22 protein-coding genes and 7 tRNA genes are annotated in these 22,069 nt (G+C 72.2%); 18 read left to right on the top strand and 11 right to left on the bottom strand.

Features of this window, described 5'->3' with window-relative positions:
• Window positions 1-470 precede the first annotated feature (470 nt).
• The 8 genes from ACT1U9_RS26195 to ACT1U9_RS26230 all read left to right on the top strand — a co-directional run bounded on the left by ACT1U9_RS26195 (window position 471) and on the right by ACT1U9_RS26230 (window position 11,304).
• Window positions 471-1,538 carry a methionine ABC transporter ATP-binding protein gene (locus ACT1U9_RS26195; RefSeq protein WP_444535095.1) on the top strand — a complete coding sequence of 356 codons (1,068 nt, stop codon included), beginning with the start codon at window positions 471-473 and terminating at the stop codon, window positions 1,536-1,538.
• Window positions 1,535-2,203, top strand: coding sequence for a methionine ABC transporter permease (locus tag ACT1U9_RS26200; protein ID WP_188271575.1), 669 nt, complete (start codon window positions 1,535-1,537; stop codon window positions 2,201-2,203). The genes ACT1U9_RS26195 and ACT1U9_RS26200 overlap by 4 nt, the downstream gene beginning before the upstream one ends.
• Before the next feature lie 70 nt (window positions 2,204-2,273).
• Entirely contained in the window at window positions 2,274-3,137 is an 864-nt protein-coding gene (locus ACT1U9_RS26205; protein WP_444535096.1) for a MetQ/NlpA family ABC transporter substrate-binding protein, read from the top strand.
• A gap of 169 nt (window positions 3,138-3,306) precedes the next feature.
• Window positions 3,307-3,951, top strand: a complete 645-nt coding sequence (locus ACT1U9_RS26210) for a GNAT family N-acetyltransferase (protein ID WP_444535097.1) — start codon at window positions 3,307-3,309, stop codon at window positions 3,949-3,951.
• Between the two features lie 103 nt (window positions 3,952-4,054).
• Window positions 4,055-5,269, top strand: a complete 1,215-nt coding sequence (cbiE, locus tag ACT1U9_RS26215) for a precorrin-6y C5,15-methyltransferase (decarboxylating) subunit CbiE (protein ID WP_444539250.1) — start codon at window positions 4,055-4,057, stop codon at window positions 5,267-5,269.
• 337 nt (window positions 5,270-5,606) lie between these two features.
• Complete coding sequence (cobT, locus tag ACT1U9_RS26220) at window positions 5,607-9,047, top strand: nicotinate-nucleotide--dimethylbenzimidazole phosphoribosyltransferase (protein WP_444535098.1); 3,441 nt, start codon at window positions 5,607-5,609, stop codon at window positions 9,045-9,047.
• Between the two features lie 132 nt (window positions 9,048-9,179).
• Window positions 9,180-10,400, top strand: a complete 1,221-nt coding sequence (cobA, locus tag ACT1U9_RS26225) for a uroporphyrinogen-III C-methyltransferase (RefSeq protein WP_444535099.1) — start codon at window positions 9,180-9,182, stop codon at window positions 10,398-10,400.
• Window positions 10,401-10,488: 88 nt separating this feature from the next.
• The gene (locus ACT1U9_RS26230) at window positions 10,489-11,304 is read left to right on the top strand and encodes a TrmH family RNA methyltransferase (protein ID WP_444535100.1); all 816 of its coding nucleotides are present in this window, start codon (window positions 10,489-10,491) and stop codon (window positions 11,302-11,304) included.
• Between the two features lie 19 nt (window positions 11,305-11,323).
• Here the strand turns inward: ACT1U9_RS26230 and ACT1U9_RS26235 are convergent, their stop codons facing one another.
• A complete protein-coding gene (locus ACT1U9_RS26235) occupies window positions 11,324-12,538 on the bottom strand; it encodes a serine/threonine-protein kinase (RefSeq protein WP_444539251.1) in 1,215 nt (404 codons plus the stop codon).
• A gap of 201 nt (window positions 12,539-12,739) precedes the next feature.
• Here ACT1U9_RS26235 and ACT1U9_RS26240 point away from each other — a divergent pair, with 201 nt between their 5' ends.
• Together ACT1U9_RS26240 and ACT1U9_RS26245 are read left to right on the top strand one after the other, a co-directional pair.
• Window positions 12,740-13,006 carry a hypothetical protein gene (locus tag ACT1U9_RS26240; RefSeq protein ID WP_188271569.1) on the top strand — a complete coding sequence of 89 codons (267 nt, stop codon included), beginning with the start codon at window positions 12,740-12,742 and terminating at the stop codon, window positions 13,004-13,006.
• Between the two features lie 209 nt (window positions 13,007-13,215).
• Window positions 13,216-13,425 carry a hypothetical protein gene (locus tag ACT1U9_RS26245; protein ID WP_444535101.1) on the top strand — a complete coding sequence of 70 codons (210 nt, stop codon included), beginning with the start codon at window positions 13,216-13,218 and terminating at the stop codon, window positions 13,423-13,425.
• Window positions 13,426-13,648: 223 nt separating this feature from the next.
• Here the strand turns inward: ACT1U9_RS26245 and ACT1U9_RS26250 are convergent.
• The 5 genes from ACT1U9_RS26250 to ACT1U9_RS26270 form a co-directional block, all read right to left on the bottom strand.
• Window positions 13,649-13,720: transfer RNA gene (locus ACT1U9_RS26250), tRNA-Val, on the bottom strand.
• A 47-nt stretch (window positions 13,721-13,767) separates the two neighbouring features.
• A tRNA-Val gene (locus ACT1U9_RS26255) sits at window positions 13,768-13,839 on the bottom strand.
• Between the two features lie 47 nt (window positions 13,840-13,886).
• A tRNA-Val gene (locus ACT1U9_RS26260) sits at window positions 13,887-13,958 on the bottom strand.
• Window position 13,959: 1 nt separating this feature from the next.
• Window positions 13,960-14,033: transfer RNA gene (locus ACT1U9_RS26265), tRNA-Cys, on the bottom strand.
• Between the two features lie 39 nt (window positions 14,034-14,072).
• A tRNA-Gly gene (locus ACT1U9_RS26270) sits at window positions 14,073-14,145 on the bottom strand.
• A 212-nt stretch (window positions 14,146-14,357) separates the two neighbouring features.
• Here ACT1U9_RS26270 and ACT1U9_RS26275 point away from each other — a divergent pair.
• The 3 genes from ACT1U9_RS26275 to ACT1U9_RS26285 all read left to right on the top strand — a co-directional run bounded on the left by ACT1U9_RS26275 (window position 14,358) and on the right by ACT1U9_RS26285 (window position 17,139).
• Window positions 14,358-15,419 (top strand): chorismate-binding protein, encoded by a 1,062-nt coding sequence (locus ACT1U9_RS26275; protein WP_444535102.1) that lies wholly within the window; start codon window positions 14,358-14,360, stop codon window positions 15,417-15,419.
• A complete protein-coding gene (locus ACT1U9_RS26280; protein ID WP_444535103.1) occupies window positions 15,420-16,241 on the top strand; it encodes an aminotransferase class IV in 822 nt (273 codons plus the stop codon). It abuts the gene before it with no gap.
• Between the two features lie 61 nt (window positions 16,242-16,302).
• Complete coding sequence (locus ACT1U9_RS26285; RefSeq protein WP_444535104.1) at window positions 16,303-17,139, top strand: GNAT family N-acetyltransferase; 837 nt, start codon at window positions 16,303-16,305, stop codon at window positions 17,137-17,139.
• Between the two features lie 91 nt (window positions 17,140-17,230).
• On the opposite strand, the gene ACT1U9_RS26290 is transcribed toward ACT1U9_RS26285, so the two are convergent.
• Window positions 17,231-17,773: a DsbA family protein gene (locus ACT1U9_RS26290; RefSeq protein WP_444535105.1), complete on the bottom strand. Its 543-nt coding sequence runs from the start codon at window positions 17,771-17,773 to the stop codon at window positions 17,231-17,233.
• Between the two features lie 156 nt (window positions 17,774-17,929).
• Between ACT1U9_RS26290 and ACT1U9_RS26295 the strand changes: the two genes are divergently transcribed.
• Both ACT1U9_RS26295 and ACT1U9_RS26300 read left to right on the top strand, forming a co-directional pair.
• Window positions 17,930-18,379, top strand: coding sequence for a hypothetical protein (locus ACT1U9_RS26295; protein ID WP_444535106.1), 450 nt, complete (start codon window positions 17,930-17,932; stop codon window positions 18,377-18,379).
• Between the two features lie 371 nt (window positions 18,380-18,750).
• Entirely contained in the window at window positions 18,751-18,930 is a 180-nt protein-coding gene (locus ACT1U9_RS26300) for a hypothetical protein (protein ID WP_444535107.1), read from the top strand.
• Window positions 18,931-18,958: 28 nt separating this feature from the next.
• Here ACT1U9_RS26300 and ACT1U9_RS26305 read toward each other — a convergent pair whose 3' ends face one another.
• The 3 genes from ACT1U9_RS26305 to ACT1U9_RS26315 all read right to left on the bottom strand — a co-directional run bounded on the left by ACT1U9_RS26305 (window position 18,959) and on the right by ACT1U9_RS26315 (window position 20,476).
• Window positions 18,959-19,516, bottom strand: coding sequence for a CGNR zinc finger domain-containing protein (locus ACT1U9_RS26305; protein ID WP_444535108.1), 558 nt, complete (start codon window positions 19,514-19,516; stop codon window positions 18,959-18,961).
• A gap of 211 nt (window positions 19,517-19,727) precedes the next feature.
• Entirely contained in the window at window positions 19,728-20,141 is a 414-nt protein-coding gene (locus tag ACT1U9_RS26310; protein ID WP_003987206.1) for an SsgA family sporulation/cell division regulator, read from the bottom strand.
• A gap of 164 nt (window positions 20,142-20,305) precedes the next feature.
• Entirely contained in the window at window positions 20,306-20,476 is a 171-nt protein-coding gene (locus tag ACT1U9_RS26315; RefSeq protein WP_444535109.1) for a hypothetical protein, read from the bottom strand.
• A gap of 23 nt (window positions 20,477-20,499) precedes the next feature.
• Here ACT1U9_RS26315 and ACT1U9_RS26320 point away from each other — a divergent pair.
• The 3 genes from ACT1U9_RS26320 to ACT1U9_RS26330 all read left to right on the top strand — a co-directional run bounded on the left by ACT1U9_RS26320 (window position 20,500) and on the right by ACT1U9_RS26330 (window position 21,242).
• Window positions 20,500-20,571, top strand: a tRNA-Val gene (locus tag ACT1U9_RS26320).
• A gap of 113 nt (window positions 20,572-20,684) precedes the next feature.
• Entirely contained in the window at window positions 20,685-21,131 is a 447-nt protein-coding gene (locus tag ACT1U9_RS26325) for an SRPBCC family protein (RefSeq protein ID WP_444535110.1), read from the top strand.
• 39 nt (window positions 21,132-21,170) lie between these two features.
• Window positions 21,171-21,242: transfer RNA gene (locus ACT1U9_RS26330), tRNA-Val, on the top strand.
• A gap of 75 nt (window positions 21,243-21,317) precedes the next feature.
• Here ACT1U9_RS26330 and ACT1U9_RS26335 read toward each other — a convergent pair.
• Window positions 21,318-22,043, bottom strand: coding sequence for a 3'-5' exonuclease (locus ACT1U9_RS26335; protein ID WP_444535111.1), 726 nt, complete (start codon window positions 22,041-22,043; stop codon window positions 21,318-21,320).
• Between the last annotated feature and the right edge of the window lie 26 nt (window positions 22,044-22,069).

Consider the following 22,069-nt stretch of genomic DNA (forward strand, 5'->3'; position numbering starts at 1 on the left):
GGTCTTGACCACAGGGCGCCGCCGCCCGGTAGTACGCGGTGGCCATCGCCGGGAAGCCGCTGCCGCTCACATCACCCCAGGCCAGGCGGGGGAGAGGGGGGGTGTCCGGGGTGTTTCCGCCGTCCGTCGGGCGCCCGTGAAACGTCCGTATGACGGGCGAATGCTGTCCGCTATCCGGACAGCCTTGATCCGTCGTTCGCTCCTTCTGCTTTACTTCATGCATGACCACGACGAGCAGCCGCACCCTTGCGACCGAGGCGATGAACACGCCCGGTGCTCGTTGTATGTGTCGAATGTGCGCCTTCTGAGGGCCCCCGCCTGAGCCTCGCGCCCCGAAGCGAGACCCATGAGCCATGCCCGCGCACGCCATGCCTCCCGGTTACCACCGATGTGGCTGTGACGCGTCCCGAACACGAATGCACCGTGCCCGGCGGACACCGCGCCGCGCACTCGACAGTGACGGAAATCCTGTGATCACCACTACGGGCCTCACCAAGGTCTACCAGTCGCGCGGCCGTGAGGTCACCGCCCTGGACGGCGTCGATCTCCACGTCCGCGAGGGCGAGGTCTTCGGCGTCATCGGCCAGAGCGGCGCCGGAAAATCCTCCCTCATCCGCTGCGTCAACCTCCTGGAGCGGCCGACGAGCGGCACCGTGACCGTCGACGGCGTCGACCTCACCGCGCTCGCCGGACGCAGCCGCCGCGCCGGCAAGGAGCTGCGCCAGGCCCGCAGCCGTATCGGCATGGTCTTCCAGCACTTCAACCTGCTCTCCGCGCGCACCGTCCAGGACAACATCGAGCTGCCGCTCGAAATCCTCGGCGTCTCCGGCAAGGAGCGCTCGCGCAAGGCGCTGGAACTGCTCGACCTGGTGGGCCTCGCCGACAAGGCGAAGGCGTACCCCTCCCAGCTCTCCGGCGGCCAGAAGCAGCGCGTCGGCATCGCCCGGGCGCTCGCCGGCGACCCCAAGGTGCTGCTCTCCGACGAGGCGACCAGCGCGCTCGACCCGGAGACCACCCGCTCGATCCTCCAGCTGCTGCGCGACCTCAACCAGCAGCTCGGCCTGACCGTGCTGCTCATCACGCACGAGATGGACGTCGTCAAGACCGTCTGCGACTCGGCCGCGCTGATGAAGCGCGGGCGGATCGTCGAGTCCGGCACCGTCGGCGAACTGCTCGCCACCCCCGGCTCCGAGCTCGCCGCCGAACTGTTCCCGGTCACCGGAGCCGCCACCGGCCCCGAGCGGACCGTCGTCGACGTCACCTTCCACGGCGAGACGGCCACCCAGCCGGTCATCTCCCAGCTGTCCCGTACGTACAACATCGACATCTCGATCCTCGGTGCCGCCATGGACACCGTCGGCGGACGCCAGATCGGCCGGATGCGCATCGAGCTGCCCGGACGGTACGAGGAGAACGTCGTCCCGGTCGGATTCCTGCGCGAGCAGGGGCTCCAGGTGGACGTGGTCGAGGGTGAAGACACAGCAGACATCCCGGCGCAGGCGCAGGCCGCCGCCGCGGTCAAGGAAGGTGCCAAGTGAGCTGGTCCGAGATGCAGCCGCTGCTGTCCCAGGGAACCGTCGACACCCTGTACATGGTGCTGTGGTCCACCCTCGTCACCGTCGCGGGCGGCCTGCCGCTCGGGGTGCTGCTCGTCCTCACCGACAAGGGCGGGCTGCTGCAGAACCGGCCGGTGAACAAGGTCATCGGCGTGATCGTGAACATCGGCCGCTCGCTGCCGTTCATCATCCTGCTGATCGCGCTCATCCCCTTCACCACCTGGGTGGTCGGCACCTTCATCGGCCCGACCGCGATGATCGTGCCGCTCGCCGTCGGCGCCATCCCGTTCTTCGCGCGGCTCGTCGAGACCGCGATCCGCGAGGTCGACCACGGGCTCGTCGAGGCCGTCCAGTCGATGGGCGGCGGTGTGCCGACCATCGTCGGCAAGGTGCTGCTCCCGCAGGCGCTGCCCTCGCTGATCGCCGGGCTCACCACCACCGTGATCACGCTGGTCAGCTACTCGGCGATGGCCGGCGCGGTCGGCGGCGAAGGCCTCGGCTCCAAGGCCATCACCTACGGCTTCCAGCGCTTCGAGACCCAGTTCATGCTCATCACCGTCGTCCTGCTGATCGCCATCGTCACGGTGATCCAGCTGATCGGCGACGGTGCCGTACGCCTCCTCGCCCGTCGGGGCCGTACCTCCTGAACTTTCCCCCCAAAGCGGCCCGAACTCCTTGTCCGGGCGACACCCGCACCACCAGAAAGAGGCACTTTTCGTGCGTAAGAACATCAAGCTCGCCGCGGCCGCTGCCGCCACCGCCGCGCTCGCTCTCGGCCTCACCGCCTGCGGCACGTCCTCCGACCCCAAGTCGTCGTCCGCCAAGGGTGCTTCGGCCGACCCCTCGGCGACGCTGGTCGTCGCCGCGTCCCCGACGCCGCACGCCGACATCCTCAACTTCGTGAAGAAGAACCTCGCGGAGAAGGCCGGACTGAAGCTGGAGGTGAAGGAGTTCACGGACTACGTCCTGCCGAACACCGCCACCCAGCAGGGCCAGGTCGACGCCAACTTCTTCCAGCACAAGCCGTACCTCGACGACTTCAACAAGAAGAACGGCACCACCATCGTGCCCGTCGTCAACGTCGAGCTGGAGCCGCTGGGCCTCTACTCCCACAAGGTGAAGTCCGCCAAGGACCTCACCTCCGGCAAGACCGTCGCGGTCCCGAACGACACCACCAACGAGGGCCGCGCGCTCCAGCTGCTCGCCTCCCAGGGCCTGATCACGCTGAAGGACGGCGTCACCTCCTCCGCCAAGCTCTCCGACATCAAGGACGCCAAGGGCCTGAAGTTCAAGGAGATCGAGGCCGCCACGCTGCCCCGCGCCCTGAACGACGTCGACGCCGCGGTCATCAACGGCAACTACGCCATCGAGGCGAAGCTCAACCCGTCCCAGGACGCCCTCGTCCTGGAGAAGGCGGACGGCAACCCGTACGCCAACTTCCTCGCCGTCAAGAAGGGCAACGAGGCCGACCCGCGGATCCAGAAGCTCGCGAAGCTCCTGAACTCCGACGAGGTCAAGAAGTTCATCCAGGACAAGTACCACGGCTCGGTCATCCCGGCCTTCGGTGCCGTCAAGTCCTGACGCCCGCCCGGCACTTGCCGCGTTGACGCCGGGGCCCCGCACACCACCAGGTGCGCGGGGCCCCGGCGTTCACGGCACAGCCGTCCCCCGGCCATGCACGTCCTCGGCCCGATGCTGCATGCTGTGCCTTTACGGCCTGACGACCGTCCCCCCCGGCATGGAGCGGAACATGACTAGCCCGACCCCGGTCTTCCCGGACATCTCCATCAGCACCGACCGGCTCGTGCTGCGCCCAATGGACGAGGACGACATCCCCGACCTTGCCGCGATGATGAACGACGAACTCGTCGCCACCTGGACCACGGTGCCCCAGCCCTACACGGAGGCGGCCGCCCGCACCTGGGTCACCGAGTACGCCCCGGCCCAGCTTCGCGCCGGACGCGGCATCGACTTCGCCGTCACCGAGTTCCTCACCCAGCGCCTGGTCGGCATCGTCCAGCTCGACGAGACCGACTGGCGGGTGCGCTCCGCCCAGATCTCGTACGTCATCGCCCCCTGGGCCCGCGGCGAGGGCTACGCCTGCGAGGCGGCGCTCGCCACCGCCCAATGGCTCTTCCGCGACCAGAAGTTCGAGCGCATGGAGCTGCGCACCGCCGCCGACAACACCGCCTCCCAGCAGGTCGCGCAGAAGATCGGCTGCATCAGCGAGGGCGTGCTGCGCAACGCCTGCATAGCGCGGACCCAGACGGCGGACGGCGGCTGGGCCGACATCCGCACCGACATGATCGTGTGGAGCCTGCTCCCCGAGGACCTGGAAGGCGTCGCCGACCAGCTCGCGGACGCCGGATACGCCTCGTTCGCCGACTGGAACTGACCCGGCCGCCGGGGCGCCCGGCCCCGCCACAGCAGGTACTCTCACCGTGGTCCGGCCCATCGAGGCCGCCCCGACCTGCGACGACTCCTGGAGACTGACGACGATGGCCGACCGCGTCACGGTGATCGGCTGGGACGGCTCGCCGCTCACCGCAGCGGCCGGGGCCGCGCTGTCCGCCGCCACCCTGGTGGCCGGCGCCGCCCACCACCTGGCGCTGCCCGAAGTGCCGCCGCGCGCCGAACGGATCCGCCTCGGCAGCGTCGACCTCGCCGCCCGCCGGATCGCCGGACACCGCGGCAGCGCCGTCGTCCTGGCCGACGGTGACCCCGGGTTCTTCGGCGTCGTGCGCACCCTGCGCGCCCCCGAGCACGGCCTGGAGGTCGAGGTGGTGCCCGCGGTCTCGGCCGTCGCCGCCGCCTTCGCCCGGGCCGGGATGCCGTGGGACGACGCCCAGGTCGTGGTCGCCCACCGCCGCACGCTGCGCCGCGCCGTCAACGTGTGCCGGGCGCACCCCAAGGTCGCCGTCCTCACCTCGCCGGGCGCCGGACCCGCCGAGCTCGCGCTGCTCCTCGACGGCGTCCACCGCACCTTCGTCATCTGCGAGGAGCTGGGCAGCGAGCGCGAACAGGTCACCGTCCTCACCTCCGACAAGGTCGCCGACCACACCTGGCGCGACCCCAATCTGGTCATCGTCATCGGCGGCAGCGGCCACCCTGTGGCCGGCCCCGGCTGGATCGCCGGGCGCGACCCGGCCCACCCGCAGTCCGTCCGGGGCTGGGCGCTGCCCGCGCACGAGTACGGCGAGCTCGGCGCGGGCGAGTCGGCCGATCTGCGCGCCGCCCAGCTGGCCCGGCTCGGCCCGCGCACCGGCGACCTCGTCTGGGACATCGGCTGCGGCAGCGGCGCGCTCGCCGCCGAGGCCGCCCGGTTCGGCGCCGCCGTCATCGCCGTCGACGCCGACACGGCCGCCTGCGCCCGCACCGAGGCCCTGGCGCGGCGCTTCGGCGTGCAGCTCCATGTGGTCGCGGGCCGCGCCCCGCACGTACTGGAGTCGCTGCCCGAGCCCGATGTCGTACGGATCGGCGGCGGGGGAGCGGCGGTCGTCTCCGCCTGCGCCGACCGGCGGCCCGGGCGGATCGTGGCGCACGCCGCCACCCGCGACGAGGCCGAGGCGATCGGAGCGGCCCTCGCGGAGGGCGGTTACGAGGTGGAGTGCGCGCTCCTGCAGTCCGTGGAACTGGACACGAGCGTCTGGTCGGAGCGCGAACGCTCGGTCGCTTTCCTGCTCTCCGGGCGGCGTGGAGAAAGGTCCCCGTGATCTCTTCGGCGTGTCGTCCGGGGTAGGCTGGCCGACTGTTGTACCGCACCGGGCCGTTAGGCGCTACGTTCGTCAATGTCCGGAATGGGGAACCCGTTTGGGGCTCTGTCGCGGTACGTCGGATCCCGGGGAAGCGCAACGTGGCGCACCCCACACGTTCCGTGGCCGAGACAGGGCGCCAGCTCGGCGATCTCCCGCGAGAATGCTGTGTGTTCGCGTGCCGTTCGCACCGCGTGGCGTGCCCACTCGTTCTTGTCGACGGGTGCGGGACGCGCCGTGCGCGGGCGGTTCCCGGGCGCAGGCCGAGGAAGCACTTACAGATGGGCGAGGGGTACGCATGACTGACACCGGCCAGGTCCCGGGCGAGGGACTGCCTCACAGGGACGCGGGCATGGTGGAGCAGCCGGGCGTCCCCGCACCCGGCGCGTACACCTTCCTCGACCCCACCGACGGTTCGGCGATCGGCGCGGACGACGACGACCTGCTCCTGATGCCGGGCGCCCAGGGCGCCTGGATCGACCCGCAGGCCGCCCCGGCCCCGCTCGCCGCCGCCGTACCGGCGCCGTCGACGACCGCGGCCCCCGTGCCGCCGCAGCCCGCCGAGCCGGGCGCCCACGAGGCCGGTGGCCGTGACTCGGGCTCGGTGGACCTGAGCGGCGTGCGCATGCCGCCCGCCGCCGCGCCCCCGCGCCGCCCGCTGCACATGGGCCCGCCGGTCCCGGACGCCACCGGCGGTGTCGTACGGTCGCTGGCCGACCGGGGTCCCGCCGCGGGCGCCCCGGTGAACCCGGCGCCGGTCCGCACGCCTGGCCCTGCGACCACCGGTCCCGAATACCTGGACGTGCCGCAGGAGGCGGGCGCGGCCGTGCCGCCGCTGGGCGAGCTCGGTCCGCAGGGCGCGACGCCGTGGGAGTCCCTGCCGCCGCAGGAGCCGGTGCAGGAGCAGGTGGCGGCCCAGCCGCTCCCGCCGCAGCACGAGGCGCAGCAGGCGGAGGTCCAGCCCGAGCCCCAGCCGCTTGAGGTGCAGCAGCCGCTTGAGGTGCAGCAGGTGGAGGCGCAGTCACAGGTGCCCCAGCCGCAGCCCGTGCCCCAGCAGGCTCCGAACGCCCCGGTCACCCCTGCAGAAACGGTCGTCCCGGAAGAACTCGCGGCGGTCGGAGTGCCCGCGCACGCCGTCCCCGCCTCCGCTTCCGTGGAGCAGCCGTCGCCCGTCGCGCCCGTGCAGCCGGTCGCCCCGGTCGCGCCCGTGCCGCCCGTACCGGCGCCCGCCATCGGTCAGTTCGTGCCGGTCGAGGGTTCGGTCCCGACCGGGCCGCACCTCGCGCCGTCGCCGGTGGAGCCGGTCGCCGTGCCGGTGGCCGCCGAGCCCGCGCCGGTGTCCGTACCCGCTTCCGTGCCCGTGGCCGAGCCTGTTGTGGCCGAGCCCGTCGTGGTCGCCGCGTCGGCGGAGCCGCCTGCCGAGGCCGCGCCCGAGCCCGTGGCTCCGGTCGTCGAGGCCCCGGTTGCCGTGGAAGCGGCGGCAGTTGAGCCCGTACGTGTCGAGGCCGAGCCCGTCGAGCCTGCCGCCCCCATCGCCGTCGAGCCGGTGGCCGAGCCCGTCGTCGCCCCGGCCGTCGTGCCCGAGGCCGCTCCGGAGCCGGTCGCCGAGGCCGTTCCCGCGCAGCCGATCGTGGTGGAGCCCGTGGCTGCCGAGCCGGCCGAGGTGGCCGAGGCCGTTGTGGCCGAGCCGGTCGTCGAGGCTCAGGAACAGGCCGAGCCCGTCGCCGCGACCCCCGTCGTCCCCGTACCCCGGTCCGAGTCCGTACCGGAGCAGCAGCCCGAGGCGGCCCCGGCCGTTCCGGAGGCCGTGCCCGCTCCCGTACTCGTGACGGACGAGCCCGAGCCGCTGGTGGCCGAGGTTCCGGAGCAGGTCACCCCCGCCCCCGTGTTCATCGACGACGACGAGGACGACGACGTGGCCGAGGAGATCGCCCCGGCCGCCGTCGCGTCCGAGCAGGCCGAGCCCCTTGAGGTCGTGGCGGACCCGCAGGCCGACGGTGACGCGGGCGCTCCCGCCCCCGGTTACGCCGACGCCGAGCGCGAGGCCGTGCTGCGCGTGATGCGCGAGCGGCGCGACATCCGCAACGGCTTCCGCAGCGACCCCATCCCGCACGAGGTGCTGCTGCGCGTCCTGGAGGCGGCCCACACCGCGCCCAGCGTCGGCCACTCGCAGCCCTGGGACTTCGTGGTCATCCGCTCGGCGGAGACCCGTCGCACCATGCACGAGCTCGCCCAGCGCCAGCGCGACGCGTACGCGAAGTCGCTGCCCAAGGGCCGGGCCAAGCAGTTCAAGGAACTGAAGATCGAGGCCATCCTCGACACCCCGGTGAACATCGTGGTCACCGCCGACCCGACGCGCGGCGGCCGCCACACCCTCGGCCGTTACACCCAGCCGCAGATGGCCCCGTACTCCTCGGCGCTCGCCGTCGAGAACCTCTGGCTCGCCGCCCGCGCCGAGGGTCTGGGCGTCGGCTGGGTCTCGTTCTTCGACGAGCGCGAGATGGTCCGCGCGCTCGGCCTGCCCGAGCACCTGGAGGTCGTCGCCTACCTCTGCGTGGGGTACGTGGACGAGTTCCCGGAGGAGCCCGAGCTGATGCAGGCGGGCTGGTCCAAGCGCCGTCCGCTGTCGTGGGTGGTCCACGAGGAGACGTACGGCCGTCGTGCGCTGCCCGGCGAGGACCCGCACGACCTGCTCCAGGAGACCGTCGCCAACATCCGCCCGCTGGACGCCAAGGCGCTCGGCGAGGCGTGGGAGCGGCAGAAGCGGATGACCAAGCCGGCCGGCGCGCTCGGCATGCTGGAGATCATCTCCGCGCAGCTCAGCGGCCTGTCCCGCAAGTGCCCGCCGCCGATCCCGGAGCCCGCGGCCGTCGCGATCTTCGCGGGCGACCACGGTGTGCACGCCCAGGGCGTCACCCCCTGGCCGCAGGAGGTCACCGGCCAGATGGTCGCCAACTTCCTGGGCGGCGGCGCGGTCTGCAACGCGTTCGCCAACCAGGTCGGCGCCGAGGTCTGCGTCATCGACGTGGGCGTGGCCAGCGAACTCCCGGCCACCCCGGGCCTGCTGCCCCGCAAGGTGCGCCCCGGCACCGGCGACATGACGACCGGTCCCGCCATGACCCGCGAGGAGGTCGTCGCGGCCGTCGAGGTCGGCATCGAGACCGCCCGCGACCTGGTGGCGGCGGGCAACAAGGCGCTCCTCACGGGCGAGATGGGCATCGCCAACACCACCGTGTCGGCCGCCCTGATCTCCCTGTACACGGGCGTCGACCCGGCCGAGGTCACCGGCCGCGGCACCGGCATCAACGACGAGACGCACGCCCGCAAGGTCGACGTGGTCCGCCGCGCCCTGGAGCTGCACAGCCCCGACCCGGCCGACCCGATCGGCGTCCTCGCCGGGATCGGCGGCCTGGAGCACGCGGCCATGGTCGGCTTCATCCTCGGCGGCGCGTCGCTGCGTACGCCGGTGATCCTGGACGGCGTCTCGGCCGGGGCCGCGGCCCTGGTCGCCCGGGCCATCGCGCCCGAGGCCCTGGCGGCGTGCATCGCGGGCCACCGCAGCGCCGAGCCCGGCCACGTGGCGGCCCTCAACAAGCTCGGCCTGCGCCCGCTGGTCGACCTGGACCTGCGCCTCGGCGAGGGCACGGGCGCCCTGCTCGCCCTCCCCCTGGTCCAGAGCGCGGCCCGCGCGATGCACGAGGTCGCGACCTTCGACTCGGCCGGAGTTACCGAGAAGTAGCCACTGTCGTACCCGGTGTGCCCGCTTGTTCCGCAGTACGGAACGGGGGGCGCACCGGACGACGGTCCGCAGACAATGGGGTCCGGGGCGACGCCCCGGCCTTCGACGCCGCCGCACCAGGAGCCACCCGCCATGGCCGAACACCCTGCCTACCCCGTAGGACTCCGCCTCACCGGCCGCCGCGTAGTAGTCGTCGGCGGCGGCCAGGTGGCGCAGCGCCGCCTCCCCGCGCTGATCGCGGCCGGTGCCGACATCGTCCTGGTCTCCCCGGACGCCACCCCCTCCGTGGAGGCGATGGCGGACACCGGCGAGATCACCTGGCACCGCCGTGCGTACGAGGACGGCGACCTCGCCGACGCCTGGTACGCCCTGATCGCCAGCAGCGACACGGCCGCCAACGAGCGGGCGTCCGCCGAGGCCGAGCGCCACCGCGTCTGGTGCGTACGCTCCGACGACGCGAGCCGGGCCACCGCCTGGACCCCGGCCACCGGCCGCAGCGAGGGCGTCACCGTCGCCGTGCTCACCGGCGGCGCCCCCGACCCCCGCCGCACCGCCGCCGTCCGCGACGCGGTGGTCGAGGGGCTGCGCGACGGCACCCTGGTCGCCCCGCACCACCGCACCCGTACCCCCGGCGTCGCCCTCGTAGGCGGCGGCCCCGGCGACCCCGACCTGATCACGGTGCGCGGGCGCCGCCTGCTCGCCGAGGCCGACGTCGTCATCGCGGACCGGCTCGGCCCCCGCGACCTGCTCGACGAACTCCCGCCGCACGTCGAGGTGATCGACGCCGCGAAGATCCCGTACGGCCGTTTCATGGCCCAGGAGGCCATCAACAACGCGCTGATCGAGCACGCCAAGGCGGGCAAGGCGGTCGTCCGGCTCAAGGGCGGCGACCCGTACGTCTTCGGACGCGGCATGGAGGAGCTGAACGCGCTCGCCGAGGCGGGCATCCCCTGCACGGTCGTGCCCGGCATCTCCAGTTCCATCTCGGTGCCGGGCGCGGCCGGGATCCCGGTCACGCACCGGGGTGTGGCCCATGAGTTCACCGTGGTCAGCGGCCATGTGGCGCCCGACGACGAGCGGTCCCTGGTGGACTGGCCGGCGCTGGCGAAGCTGCGCGGCACGCTGGTGATCCTGATGGGCGTCGACAAGATCGGCGCGATCGCGCGGACCCTGATCGCGCACGGCAAGAACCCCGAGACCCCCGTGGCCCTGGTCCAGGAGGGCACCACGGCCGCCCAGCGCCGGGTGGACGCGACGCTCGCGACGGTGGGGGAGACTGTGGTGACCGAGGACGTGCGTCCGCCGGCCGTCATCGTCATCGGCGAGGTCGTGACCGTCGGCGCCGCCAGCTAGGCTCGGTCGCCCCGAACCATGTAACCGGCGGTAACGGATCTCGGTCCCAGCCGTTGGCACCACACCCAGGACAAGGCAGTATCACCCTGTGGCTGATCTCATCACCATCGACGACCCCGACGACCCGCGCCTGCGCGACTACACGGGCCTGACCGACGTCGAGCTGCGGCGCAGGCGCGAGCCCGCCGAGGGCCTGTTCATCGCCGAGGGCGAGAAGGTCATCCGACGGGCCAAGGACGCCGGTTACGAGATGCGGTCCATGCTGCTCTCCGCCAAGTGGGTCGACGTCATGCGCGACGTCATCGACGAACTCCCGGCGCCCGTCTACGCGGTGAGCCCCGACCTCGCCGAGCGCGTCACCGGCTACCACGTGCACCGCGGCGCCCTCGCCTCGATGCAGCGCAAGCCGCTGCCGACGGCCGAGGAGATCCTGGCGACGAGCCGCCGGGTCGCGGTGATGGAAGCCGTGAACGACCACACCAACATCGGCGCGATCTTCCGCAGCGCCGCCGCCCTCGGCATGGACGCCGTGCTGCTCTCGCCCGACTGCGCCGACCCGCTCTACCGCCGCTCGGTGAAGGTCTCCATGGGCGCGGTCTTCTCCGTCCCGTACGCGCGTCTTGAGTCCTGGCCCAAGAGCCTGGCGACGGTACGCGAGGCGGGCTTCCGGCTGCTCGCCCTCACCCCGGACGAGAAGGCCTCGGCCATCAACGAGGTCGCGCCGCACAAGCTCGACAAGGTGGCCCTGATGCTCGGCGCCGAGGGCGACGGGCTCTCCCGGCAGGCGCTGGTCGCCGCCGACGAATGGGTCCGCATCCCGATGGCCCACGGCGTCGACTCGCTCAATGTGGGCGCGGCCGCCGCCGTGGCCTTCTACGCCGTGGCGACGGGCCGCCCCGCGTAAAGCCCCTCGCGTAACGCCGCTACAGCTGCTGGGCCGCCGCGATGCCCAGCGCCACGATCAGCGTGACCACGAAGAACACGATGAGGCGCTGGCGCAGCAGCCGGGGGTTGGCGGGCCGCAGTCTGCCCGTGCCCGTGCGGGCGCCCGGACGGGTGCCGGGGCGGCCGTTGGTCCCGTTGGTGCGGCTGCCCGAGGAGCGGTTGGCGCCGCGCGGCGCGGGCGGGCGGGAGCCGCCGGTGCGGGGCGCCGACGCGCGCGGTGCCTGCGCCCGCTGCCCGGCGCCGGTGGAGCGGCCGGTCTCGGTGTAGCGCTGGGTGCGCTCGTCGTGCTCGTACCGCTCGCCGAGCCGCCCGGTCGGACGGTCCGCCTCGGAGCGGTCGCGCTGGGCCGGCGGGCGCGCGTCCAGGCCGCCCTGCGCCTCCCGGGCCGCGATCTCCTTGAGCCGCATGGACAGTTGGAGGGTGCTGGGGCGCTCCTCCGGGTCCTTCGCGAGGCAGGCCCGCACCAGCGGCGCCAGCGCGTCCGGCACCCCGTGCAGCTGCGGCTCCTCGTGGACCACGCGGTAGAGCATGACCTCCGAACTGCCGTGCCCGAAGGGCGAGTCGCCCATCGCCGCGTACGCCAGCGTCGCGCCCAGCGAGAAGACGTCGGTGGCGGGCGTGACCATGGCCCCGCGCACCTGCTCGGGCGCCAGGAACCCCGGCGAGCCCACCGCCGTGCCGACATGGGTCAGCGTGGAGGCGCCGGTCGCCCAGGCGATACCGAAGTCGATGATCCGCGGGCCCTTGGGGGAGAGCAGGATGTTGGACGGCTTGAGGTCGCGGTGCACCACACCGGCCTCGTGCACCGCCACCAGGCCCTCGGAGAGCGCGGCGCCGATCGCGGCCGTCTCGGCCGCCGCCAGCGGGCCCTCCTCGGCGACCTTGTCGTGCAGCGAGGGCCCCGGCACGTACTGGGTCGCGAACCAGGGGCGGTCCGCCTCCAGATCGGCCGCGACGAGCCGGGCCGTGCAGCCGCCGCGGATGCGCCGGGCCGCCGACACCTCGCGGGCGAAGCGCGAGCGGAACTCCTGGTCCTCGGCGAGGTCCGGGCGGATCACCTTCAGCGCGACGCGCTGGCCGCGCCGGTCGGAGCCGAGGTAGACGACACCCATGCCACCCGCGCCGAGGCGCCGGTGGAGCCGGAACGAGCCGACGACACGCGGATCCTCGCGCCGGAGCCGCATCATCGCCATGTTCATCCCCGCTGCCCGGTCCTGTTGACGTGGCACAGCTTACGTACCCCCGGGCCGGTGTGCTCATAGGCCGCGCCCTCGTGGACCGATCGATTGTCAGTGCCCGGTGGGAAACTTGAAGAGTGGTCAGAGAGCCCCGGCGCGGCGCTCGCTGACCCTGGCGAGATCTCAACGGTCTGTCGCAGAAGGGGGATTGATTCGGTGAAGGGTGACCGAGTGGAGATAGTCGTGGACGCGGGTGACACGACTCGTACGTACGAAGTGGTGGCAAGCCGGGCGGGCCGCAGGGTGGAAACAGCGGTCCGCAGAGGGGTGGTGGAAGTGAGCGAAGTCACCCGCAGCGGCACGGTCGTGCGCACCGCGCGCTTCATGGCGACCCGGGTCCTGGCCCTGGTCGAACAGCCCGTCCCGAGGCAGGACGCGTCGGAGGCGGAGCCCCGCTCACCTCGCGAGGAGCCCAAGTCCTAGTCCCGGCCCTAAGGACGGTCCTAGGGCTGTCTCCACCCAGGGGAGTACGCGACAAGGGGCCCACTCATCCCCTGGGAGGCCCGGCAATCGGTACGAGGGCATGACGCCCGGTGCCCGCCGCTTCCCTAATGTTGAAGTCAAGCGGCGGGCGCAGCACTCGTCCCCCGAGGTCAGACGCCCGCCGCTGTCGATACGACAGGAGAGGGACCATGGCGGACACGGCAACGCGGACGGTTCTCCGCACGCAGGGACGCAAGGCGTATGCCGCAGCGTTCGGCGCCAGCCGGTCCGGTCCGCGCCACCCGTTGGTGGCGACGGCCATGGCCCTTCCCCTGGCGGCCCTGCTCACAGTCGTCTTCGGCGGCTGGGACGCGGTGGTCGCACAGGCGTCGTCCGTGGGCGTGATGCTGGGGCGCTGAGCGGCGCCCCGGACCCGGTAGAGCGGACCGGGTCGGGGACATCCGGCCATTTCAGCCCCGTGGGGACGGGGGTGCGGCGGACGGCAGAAAGGCGTTGCCCGGTCGGCTGGGGAGCCGACCGGGCAACGCCTTTTGTACGCGCGGACGATGGGCCGAAGCGTCATGAGCAGAGGTGGCGACGACGGAGCCCCCGGCCTTCGAGAAGGCCGGGGGCTCCGGGCGGTGCGCGATACTGGGATTGAACCAGTGACCTCTTCCGTGTCAGGGAAGCGCTCTCCCGCTGAGCTAATCGCGCGGGATGTCCTGAACCATACAGGACCGGTGTTACTCGTTGTTACTGCGTGCGCGATACTGGGATTGAACCAGTGACCTCTTCCGTGTCAGGGAAGCGCTCTCCCGCTGAGCTAATCGCGCGGGATGTCCTGAACCATACAGGACCGGTGTTACTCGTTGTTACTGCGTGCGCGATACTGGGATTGAACCAGTGACCTCTTCCGTGTCAGGGAAGCGCTCTCCCGCTGAGCTAATCGCGCTTGGAGGTGGAGACGGGATTTGAACCCGTGTAGACGGCTTTGCAGGCCGTTGCCTCGCCTCTCGGCCACTCCACCAGGAGTGAAGATGGGGGTTCGGGAAGATCCCCCACATCGAGCGGACGACGAGATTCGAACTCGCGACCCTCACCTTGGCAAGGTGATGCTCTACCAACTGAGCCACGTCCGCTTGTCGTTTCCGTTTCGCTTGCGCGTCCCGGCGACGTGTTGAACTCTAGCGGATTCCCGGGCCAGTACAAAAACGCGTTTGTGCAGCGTGCTGCGGTGTGCCCGGTCCGCCACCCTCGTCGTGGCCGGTCCGGCGCCGACGTCGTCCCTGGTCCGCGCCCGGTACGACCCGCTCCACGGCGGCGCCACCGCGGCGCCCCTAGACTCACAACCGTGCACGACCTCGCTCCTCTGGCCCGTTTCGGCGGGCTTCTCGCCACCGATCTCCGCGATGTGACCAGCGACCCGGAGGCCCTGGACTCCGCGGGCTTCTGGGCCGTCGCCGCCGACTTCGAGGGCGGCCTCGTCTGCGCCCGCTTCGGGGACGTACGGCCCGATCCCGTGCCGGCCCCCGTCCCGGGCGCCTGGCGCGGGCCCGCCCCCGACGACTGGACGTCATCGCTCGACCGCGCCGCGTACATCGCGGGCGTCCACCGCATCCGCGAGCACATCGCGGCCGGCGAGGTCTACCAGGCGAACCTCTGCCGCGTCCTGACCGCCGCGCTGCCCGATCCGGCCGCCGCCGACGTCGACGCCCTCACCGCACTGCTCGCCCGGGGCAACCCCGCCCCCTATGCCGGAACGATCCGGCTGCCCGCGCACGGCGTCGAGATCGCCACCGCCTCGCCCGAGCTCTTCCTGCGGCGTACGGGACGGACCGTGGAGTCCGGACCCATCAAGGGGACCGGCCGCACCGAGGCCGACCTCCTGGCGAAGGACTACGCCGAGAACGTGATGATCGTGGACCTGGTCCGCAACGACCTCGGCCAGGTCTGCGCCTCCGGCTCGGTCACCGTCCCCGCGCTCTGCGCCGTGGAGCCCCACCCGGGCCTGGTCCACCTCGTCTCGACCGTACGGGGAGAGCTGCGCGAGGACGCGGGCTGGCGCGAGCTCCTGGCGGCGGCCTTCCCGCCCGGCTCGGTCACCGGCGCGCCCAAGTCCAGCGCGCTGCGGATCATCGAGGCCCTGGAGACGGCCCCGCGCGGCCCCTACTGCGGCGGCATCGGCTGGGTGGACGCCGACCGGCGCACCGGCGAGCTCGCCGTCGGTATACGCACGTTCTGGATCGACCGCGCCGAAGGCGTGCTGCGGTTCGGTACGGGAGCGGGCATCACCTGGGGCTCCGACCCCGAGGGGGAGTGGGCCGAGACCGAGCTGAAGGCGGCCCGGCTGCTCGCGGTAGCGTCGGGCTCGTATGCGTCCGGCGCGTACACGCAGAGTGGGAGGACCGCGTAAATGCAGATCTGGGTGAACGGCGGGCTGCGGGACGCCGACGCCGCACAGGTGTCCGTGCTCGACCACGGGATGACCGTGGGCGACGGCATCTTCGAGACGGTGAAGGCGGAGCAGGGGCGCACGTTCGCGCTCACCCGCCACCTCGCCCGGATGACCCGCTCGGCCCGCGGCCTCGGGCTGCCCGACCCCGACCTCGACGAGGTCCGCCGCGCGTGCGCCGCCGTCGTCGACGCCAACCCGGTCGCGCTCGGCCGGCTGCGGATCACCTACACCGGCGGCCTCTCCCCGCTCGGCTCCGACCGGGGAGACTCGGGCCCCACGCTGGTCGTCGCCCTCGGCGAGAGCAAGCGGCGCCCCGACACCACCGCCGTCATCACCGTCCCCTGGACGCGCAACGAGCGCAGCGCCGTCGCCGGGCTCAAGACCACCTCGTACGCCGAGAACGTCGTCGCACTGGCCAGGGCCCATGAGCGCGGCGCGACCGAGGCGCTCTTCGGCAACACCGTCGGCGCGCTCTGCGAGGGCACCGGCTCCAATGTCTTCGTCGTGCTCGACGGCGAACTGCACACCCCGCCGCTCGCCTCCGGCTGCCTCGCCGGGATCACCCGCGAGCTGGTCGTGGAGTGGACCGGCGCCCAGGAGAGCGAGCTGCCCCTGGACGTCCTGGAGCGCGCCGACGAGGTCTTCCTGACCTCCACGCTCCGCGACATCCAGGCCGTGCACCGCGTCGACGGCCGCGAGCTGACCGGCACGCCGGGACCGGTCACCGCCAAGGCGATGCGGGTCTTCGACGAGCGGGCGGCGTCCGACCTGGACCCGTAGACCCGGCGAGTACCGGTCAAACCCGGTGACGTGCGGCGGCCCGGCAGGTACAACGGCCTTGATGACCACGACCATTCGGCCGACCGGGCCGCTCCAGCAGGGCGCCGACGGCGCCACTTCCCGTACGTACGACGTCTGCGTCAACAGCCGCCGCGTCGGCACCATCACGGTCGCCACCCACGCCGGGTTCGGCTCCGCCGTGGGAGTGATCAGCGGGCTGTCGATCGACGAAAGAGACCGGGGCCGCGGCCGGGGGACCGTCGCCGCGCTCGCCGCCGAGGAGGTGCTGCGGGGCTGGGGCTGCGCCCAGGTGTACGCGTCGGTGCCCGCGGGCGCCACGGCGGCCCTGCGCCTGTCCACGGCCCTCGGCTACACCGACCGCAGCCGCAACATGGCCAAGCGCCTCCCGGCCGAGCCACCCGCGCTGCCCGCCGGGGTGAGCGCGCGCCCGATGACCGAGGCCGAGTACACGGTCTGGCACCACGCCGAGCAGCAGAACTACGCCGGCGGTTGGATCGCCCGGGGCATGGCGCCCGACCAGGCCCGGGCCAAGGCCGAGGCCGACCACCGCAAGAACCTCCCCACCGGCCTCGCGACCCCCGGCACGCACCTCCAGGTGCTGCTCAGCGAAGAGGCCGTGGTGGGCCACCTCTGGCTCGCCCGCAAGGAGCTGGACACCGGCCCCGGCGCGTACATCTACGACGTGGCGGTGGCGGAGGAGCACCGAGGCCGGGGCCACGGCCGCGCCCTGATGCTCCTCGCCGAACGCCTCACGGTGACCGACGGCCTACCGGTCCTGGCCCTCCACGTCTTCGCCGACAACACCAAGGCGCTGAGGCTGTACGAGTCCCTGGGGTACGAGCCGACGGAGTACAACAGGGGGAAGCAGCTGCTCTGAGTGGGGTGCCCCATGGTTTTCAGGGGCGCGGGGAACTGCGCGACCAGCCCAAGACGGCCCGCAGACGAAAACGCGCCCCGCTCGCGGAGCGCTACGAGCCGAGGACTCGGTCCGCGATCTCGGTAATACGGGTCCGAAGGCCCGCTTGGCTCTTCCCGCCATCGAGCCGCTCACCATCGATGACGTACGTGGGCGTCCCGGTGACGCCGATCGCCTTGCCCTCGGCGACGTCGGCGTCAACGATCAACAGATGCCGCCCGTCGATCAGCGCGGTGTCGAACTCCTCGACATCAAGCCCGAGTTCACCCGCGACATCGAGCAGCACGCGCTCTCCCCCCGCGCCCAGCGCTTCCGTGCGGGCGAGCACGGCCTCGACGTACGGCCACCCCTGCCCCTGCTCGAACGCCTCCTCCGCGGCCTGCGCGGCGGCGTACGCGTGCTTGTGCTTCTCCAGCGGGAAGTGCCGCAGCCGGATGTCGAGCCGGTCGCCGTACTGCTCGCGCAGCGCGCGGACGTCGTCCAGGGCGGTGTGGCAGTCGGGGCACTGGAGCTCGCACCAGACGTCGAGGACGACGGGCGCGGCGGGGGAGCCGGGCGTGGACGCGGGGCTGGACTCGGGGGTGGTCTCGCTCATGGGGCCAGTCTCCCAGTCCGCTCCCGTACGCCCCAACCGGGACCTGGGGAGGATGCGTCCCGGAGATCTCCCTGATGTCCCGAAAGGATCGTGGCCGCAACGGCCGGGTCCGGTGCAGGATGGAAGGGCCACAACCCCCATGTCTGGAGGAACCGGATGCTTGCCGAGACCGTCTGCTCCGCCGCGTCCGCGGCCGGACTGGGCATCGCCGCCGTCACGGCGTACCGCAAGCGCTTCCTGTCGGCCACGCGGATCGCCGCCTACTCGCTGGTCCCCGTGGCCCTGGTCATGACCGGGATCGTGGGATGGGTGTCCGGCATCGTCTTCAAGCCGACCGTCTGGGCGGGCTTCGCCCTGCTCGGCATCGCCTGGGGGCTCTTCTCGATCACGCGGTTCGTGGAGCGCCGCAGGGTCGGAGGAGAGGAGAAGGGGCGCGAGGTGACCGGGGCGCGCGGCGCCGACGCCATCGCCCCCGCGGCCTCCGCGCCCTCCCTCGGCGCCGGCCGCCGTGCCGCCGCACAGCCCCAGCCGAAGGCGAAGGGCAAGGCGGGCGGCGGGGAGGACTTCAGCGACATCGAGGCCATCTTGAAGAAGCACGGCATCTGACGCCATACGGAACCCCATGTGGAGCGGCGTACGGAATCTGAAAGAGCGTCGGAATCTGACACTCCGTAACTTGCCGTAACCGGCTCCGGACCCCGTCGCCACGGGAAATTCCGGCGGCTGTGAATTCCCCTATGCGGAATTCGAGTTGGAGCGAATTCCGGACACCGGTGGGAGCGCTCTCAAGTCCGATTCCGGGTCCGTTCCCGGAACCCGTTTTCCTTTTCGTTCCGCGTCGTGAGCGGCCGGGCGCACGAGGCGCGCGCCGGGGCGCGGGACCGGCGCGTCCGGGCGGGCAAGATCGAAGTAACTCCCGTCCGATGTGGGCGTGTTGGCCCCCGGGCGTGCTCCGGCTGGTCCATCATCACCCCGAGATGCTGGACACTTCCCCGGGGCAGGTCCCCGCCCCGCCCGACGAGCCGCATGCCGAGCTCCCCGCCGACGAGTCGCGCGGCTGCCTCTTCGCCCTCTCCCAGCCACCCCTGATGATCTTCCTCGGGGTGATCGGCTGCCTGCTGCTGATGGCGGCGCTGCACGACCTGTATCTGCTGTGACCGGCCGTACGCGATGGCTCGAACCGGATCAGCCCGCGGCTTCCTTGCGCCGGGCCCGGTACGCGGCCACATGCAGCCGGTTGCCGCAGGTGCGGCTGTCGCAGTAGCGGCGCGAGCGGTTGCGGGACAGGTCCACGAAGGCCCGGCCGCAGTCCGGCGCCTCGCAGCGGCGCAGCCGCTCCTGCTCGCCCGCCACCACGATGAACGCCAGCGCCATCCCGCCGTCCGCGGCCAGATGGTCCCCGATCGAGGCGCCGGGCGCGAAGTAGTGCACATGCCAGTCGTAGCCGTCGTGGTCGGTGAGCTGCGGCGTGGTGCCCGCCTCCGCCACGATCTCGTTGACCAGCATGGCCGCCGTGTGGGCGTCGGGTGCCTCGAAAACCCCCGCGAAACGGCTGCGTACGGTCTGTACGCCCGCGAGATCGCGCGCGGTGAGCGTCCCCACCCCGCTGACGTCGTGGTCCCGTACGAAGCCGTACAGCGCCTCCACGTCGGCGAGGCGGTCGAGCTCCTCGCTCTCCGGTGCGGTGTTCACCAGATCGACCACCATGTCGAGGGCGATCCGGGTGTCGTGAGGGATCAGCACGATTCGCTCCCTGGCCTGCTGCGGGGGGCCGGTGCCCGCCGATGCTGGCCGACTCTAGCGGCTCGCGCGCGCGGCGCACCGGCGCCCGTCCCGCGCGGGTGTGCGCGGGACGGGCGCCGGTGGGGTGCCCATGAGGTGGGCGTGCCTATGCGGTTGTCCGCGCGGTGCCGTCTCCCCGAGTCGGACGGCGCCGTACGGCTCTCGGTCTGGCTCAGTTCTCCGCCAGGATGTGCGAGAGCTCCGTGTCGAGATCGAAGTGACGGTGCTCGGTGCCCGGTGGCACCGCGGCGTCGGTCCGCTTGAGGAACGACTCCAGAGCCCGCGCCGGGGCTTCGAGCAGGGCCTCTCCTTCCGGGGAGCTGAGGGCGATGCAGACGACGCCCTGGCCGTGACTGCGCGACGGCCAGACTCTGACGTCTCCGGTGCCGGTGGGCCGGTGCAGGCCCTCGGCGAGAAGGTCGCGGGCGAACACCCACTCGACGGTCTCCTCGGCTCCGGTGTGGAAGGTGGCGTGCACGGCGTAGGGATCGGCCGTGTCATACCGCAGGCCCGCGGGTACAGGCAGTGAGGACTCGCTCGACACAACGAGGCGCAGGTGCAGCTCGCAGCTGACCGTGGTGTTCATAAGCGCCAGGGCCTTTCGCTCAGTGTGCGCTCGGGGATTCGCACGTCGGCGAAATCGACATGCCACCTACGATGCCGTTGTAAACCCCTCTGGCCGTTTTGCGGCGCTTCAGGTAGCTCGTACGGCCGAGTATTACTTTCGGTTATGCGGCCATTCTGGTGAGCTCACGCGGTGGGCAGGTCGGAGCGCGTGAATACGGGGAGTGACGAACGGGTCGTGCCGGCCGAGAAGGCGCTCGCCGCGGTCTGCCTTCGTACGTTCGAGCCCGTCGGGCCGTGGAGGATCGACGAGTGGCCCGGCAGGGCGCCGAGCGTGGTCAAACGCCCCGCTGACATGCGGTAATGTTTGCGGTGCGCCCGGGCGATTAGCTCAGTGGGAGAGCGCTTCGTTCACACCGAAGAGGTCACTGGTTCGAACCCAGTATCGCCCACCCCGGACCGAAGGCCCGGAGATCGAAACCGATCTCCGGGCCTTCGGCGTTCCCCGGTCCGGATCACGCCACGACCCCTGCTCGTCTCCCGTTCCCCGGCGCAGACTTGAGCCATGGACTGGAGCCACTACCGCTTCCGCAACGTCTGGCAGCTGCCCGCCGCGCCCGCCGCCGTGTTCGCCGTCCTGGAGCGCGCCGAGGAGTACCCGCGCTGGTGGCCTCAGGTCCGCGAGGTCACCGCCGTCGACGAGCGCACCGGCACCGCCCGCTTCCGTTCCTTCCTGCCGTACGAACTCGTCGTCACCGCCAGCGAGCGGCGCCGCGACCCGATGGCCGGGGTCCTGGAGGTGGCGATGAGCGGCGACCTCGACGGCTGGGCCCGCTGGACGCTCAGCCCGTACGGCGGCGGCACCCGCGCGCTCTACGAGCAGGAGGTCGAGGTGCGCAAGCAGCTGATGCGGTGCCTCGCGGTCCCCGGGCGGCCGGTCTTCCGCGCCAACCACGCGGCGATGATGCGGTCCGGGCGGCGCGGGCTCACGGCCGTCCTGAACGGAGTTTGAACCCAGGGCGCCCGGGCCTGTATGGTTCAACCCGTTCCCGGGCGATTAGCTCAGTGGGAGAGCGCTTCGTTCACACCGAAGAGGTCACTGGTTCGAACCCAGTATCGCCCACCGGGAAGAGGCCGGTCCGTCGTCGACGGACCGGCCTTTCCGCTGTGTTGACGGTGTTTCCCCGCCCCTGCGACCTCAGGCCGCCGCAGGCAGCTCCGGCCGCAGCGGCCACGCCGGGTCGACCGGCTCCGGAGTGCCGTTGCGCGTGAACCACGCCTGCAACCCCCGCGCCTGGGCCGCGTGCCAGCCCGTCTGCAGTGTGTGGATCTCCGCCGGCGTCAGCCGCTCCAGGCGGGCCGCGAACCGGCGCCCCACCGCCCGTACGACCTCAAGCGCCGCCAGCGCGTCCGCCGCCGCGTCGTGCGCGCCCTCCAGGACCACCTCGTAGTGCGCGCACAGATCGGTGAGCGTGCGACGGCCCTTGCGGTAGCGGTCCAGATGCTTGTCCAGGACGCGCGGATCCAGCACGCACAGCGGCGCCCCGTCCAGATAGCGCGCCAGCGACGACGCGCGGTGGCGGCGCAACTCCCGGTCCAGGAGCGTCAGATCGAACGGCGCGTTCATCACCACCAGCGGCCGCCCCGCCGCGCACTGCTCGGCCAGCGCCCTCGCCACCTCCTCCATCACCGGCGCGGGCCACCGCCCGTTCAGCCGCAGATGCTCATCGGTCAGCCCGTGCACGGCGGTCGCTCCCTCCGGCACGGGTATGCCCGGATTCACCAGCCAGCGGCTCACCCGGGGCCGTGCGGCGGGCCCGTCCTGGACCACAAGGGCGGCCGACACCATGCGGTCCCGCTCCACATCCACGCCGGTCGTCTCGGTGTCGAAAGCGGCCAAGGGGCCTTCGTACCAGCACGTCATGGTGCAACTCCTTTTGTGCCCTTGGC

This window comes from Streptomyces sp. BR1, assembly GCF_052373795.1.
Lineage (GTDB): Bacteria > Actinomycetota > Actinomycetes > Streptomycetales > Streptomycetaceae > Streptomyces.